This window comes from Lutibacter sp., from assembly GCF_013041805.1.
In the GTDB taxonomy this organism is placed as follows: Bacteria; Bacteroidota; Bacteroidia; order Flavobacteriales; family Flavobacteriaceae; genus Lutibacter.
The window spans coordinates 1-2,822 of sequence record NZ_JABDRI010000048.1 but is presented as its reverse complement, the minus strand read 5'-3'; the positions used below and the strand labels follow the sequence as shown (position 1 = coordinate 2,822).

Sequence of the window (2,822 nt, the reverse complement as noted above, 5' to 3'; positions counted from 1 at the left end):
ACCGTAAATAGGCTGCCCAGCAGAGTTATTTGGTTCGCCATCATCATTTGCACGGTAACTTATATCTTCAACTCCCAATTGCCAAGCATAACACCAATGCCTGGCGGAATGATGTTTTTTCTTTAATTCTTCAATGTACTGCTTTACTTCACTTTCATCAGAAATTGGAAACACAAAACCAATAAATTTACTTCCTTTATCTTTAAATAATGCATCACCTGCAGCAGATTCAATCGTTTTGTATGTATCTTTTTCTGAAATAACAGTTTCGTTTTAGTTTGCAAATATATCAAAAGCAAATTTTTATAATTCTAATTAAATTTGAATATATTAGAGAAACCAAATTTACGACTATAAATTTGGTATTGTTGAAGCAGTTGCTATTGATAAAAATAGCAATGTTTGAAAAACCTAAATAATGCTAATTTTTATAAATTTTTAAAGCATCAGTTGAAATTTTTTGAATTGAAATTGGTGCTTTTATTATTTTTGGTGCTTTTAAACCAGTTTTAAAAGCTATACCTCCCTCAAAAACAAAAGCCTCGTCCCACAAATTTTTATTTATAAAACTTTGCAATGTTTTTGATCCTCCTTCAATAATTATTGATTGAATCTCATAATTAAATAGAATAGTACAAATTTGTTCTATTAAATTTTCATTAAAATTAACTATTTCAAAATATACATTCTTATTTATAGAATTATTAATTTGTTTTTCAGTAAAAACAATAGTTTGAACACTTTCATCATACAAATTATAGTTTTCAGGAATTTTTAAAGTTCTATCTAAAACAATACGAATTGGATTGATACCAACCCAACTTCTAAGATTTAGAGAGGGATTATCGTTCAAAGCGGTAGTTGTCCCAACCAATATTGCTTGCTCATCTGATCTCATTTTATGCACATATTGTTGTGAAAATGAATTTGAAATCCAATTTGGTGAATTTTTAGTATTTTCATCCCTCAATTTATCAATATAACCATCAGAAGTTTCTGCCCATTTCAAGATAATATATGGTCTTTTTTTACTGTGAAATGTAAAAAATCGCTTATTTAATTCTTTACATTTATCTTCTAAAACTCCAACAATTACATTACAACCATTTGCAATCAAATGCTTTACTCCTCTTCCACTTACGACACTGTTTGTATCAATACTTCCAATAACAACATTTTTTATGCCTTTTTCAACAATTAAATTAGCACAAGGTGGTGTTTTTCCATAATGTGAACAAGGTTCCAAACTAACATAAATTGTGGCTTTACTTAATAATGTTTTATCCTTAACTGAATTAATAGCATTAACCTCTGCATGTGGCTCACCTGCTTTTTGATGCCAACCTTCACCAATAATTGAATCATTTAAAACAATTACACTACCAACCATTGGGTTTGGATAGGTTTTGCCTAAACCATTTTTAGCCAATTCTATGCAACGTTTTATATATTTTTCGTGTATATTCACAGCGTAAAAATAACATTTTAAAATGACTCACAACAACTTTAAAATTAGAGAGATTCAACCTATAGACAATCCTAAAATTGCAAGTGCAATTCGCAAGGTATTGATAGAATTTGGAGTGCCTAAAGTTGGAACCGCTTATGCTGATGTAATTTTAGATACTTTATATGAATATTATAACTCTAAAAATTGTATTTATTATATCATTGAAAAAGACGGAGAAATTTTTGGTGGAGCCGGGATTAAACAGCTAGATAATTTTGAAGGCAATGTATGTGAACTCCAAAAAATGTATTTTTTACCTGAAGCCAGAGGAATTGGTTTAGGGAGTAGAATGATGGCTATTTGCTTAGAAAAAGCAAAAGAATTTGGATTTGAACAGTGCTATTTAGAAACTATGCCTTACATGGTAGATGCTAGAAAATTATATAGGAAAGTAGGTTTTAAAAATTTGGAAGCTCCTATGGGAGATACTGGTCATTATTCGTGTAATTTATGGATGCTTAAAAAATTATAATGTTAGTACAAGAATTTAAAACACATTTTTTTTTAGAATTATCAAATGGCTATCCTACGACTGAAATTCAATCTTTTTTTAATATTTTAATTCAATTTAAATTAAATTTATCACGTGTTGAGCTAGCACTTCAGCCATCTTTAGAATTAAATACATCTGAGTTAGATTTCTTTCAACAAGCGCTCACTGATTTAAAAAAACAAATTCCTATTCAATATATAACTGGAGAAACAGAATTTTACGGACTTCATTTCAATGTGAACAGTAATGTGTTAATTCCAAGGCCTGAAACTGAAGAATTAATAGATTGGATAATTAAAGATTACAAGAAAACTGAAAATATAAAAATTTTAGATATTGGCACTGGAAGCGGCTGTATTGCTATTTCGTTAGCCAAAAATTTACCAAATGCAAAAATATATGCTTTAGACATTTCTTCAGAAGCCTTAAAAACTGCTGAATTAAATGCTGAAATGAATCAAGTTGAAATCCAATTTATTGAAGCAGATATTTTAACTTTAAATGATGTATCAAATAAATTTGATATTATCGTTTCTAATCCGCCTTATGTAAGGGAAATGGAGAAAGATAAAATGCATAATAACGTCCTGAAAAATGAACCTTACAGGGCATTGTTTGTTCCTGACGAGGACCCCTTACTTTTCTATAGACCTATAGCCAAACTCGCAAAAAATAGCTTAACTACCAAAGGTCTTCTTTATTTGGAAATAAATCAATTTTTAGGTGAAGCTGTGAAAGAGCTTTTAGAGGAATCCGGTTTTTCTGAAATTGAGCTTAGAAAAGATATCTTTGGAAACCACAGAATGATTAGAGCTAAGC

At 29.5% G+C, this 2,822-nt stretch carries 4 protein-coding genes; 2 read left to right on the top strand and 2 right to left on the bottom strand.

From position 1 onward, the window contains the following. Both HKP59_RS06755 and ribD read right to left on the bottom strand, forming a co-directional pair. Window positions 1-234, bottom strand: a 234-nt coding sequence (locus tag HKP59_RS06755; RefSeq protein WP_363288946.1) for a YigZ family protein, incomplete at its 3' end; no start/stop codon positions are given. A 187-nt stretch (window positions 235-421) separates the two neighbouring features. Next, window positions 422-1,468, bottom strand: a complete 1,047-nt coding sequence (gene ribD, locus HKP59_RS06750) for a bifunctional diaminohydroxyphosphoribosylaminopyrimidine deaminase/5-amino-6-(5-phosphoribosylamino)uracil reductase RibD (RefSeq protein WP_291804814.1) — start codon at window positions 1,466-1,468, stop codon at window positions 422-424. Window positions 1,469-1,490: 22 nt separating this feature from the next. Between ribD and HKP59_RS06745 the strand changes: the two genes are divergently transcribed. After that, complete coding sequence (locus HKP59_RS06745) at window positions 1,491-1,982, top strand: GNAT family N-acetyltransferase (protein ID WP_291804811.1); 492 nt, start codon at window positions 1,491-1,493, stop codon at window positions 1,980-1,982. Further along, a partial coding sequence (prmC, locus tag HKP59_RS06740) for a peptide chain release factor N(5)-glutamine methyltransferase (protein WP_291804808.1) occupies window positions 1,982-2,822 on the top strand: 841 nt, incomplete at its 3' end. The genes HKP59_RS06745 and prmC, both read left to right, overlap by 1 nt.

Bases quoted from the DNA above. Each gene is read 5' to 3' on its own strand.
- HKP59_RS06745 (WP_291804811.1), top strand. From the start codon at position 1,491: ATGACTCACAACAACTTTAAAATTAGAGAGATTCAACCTATAGACAAT.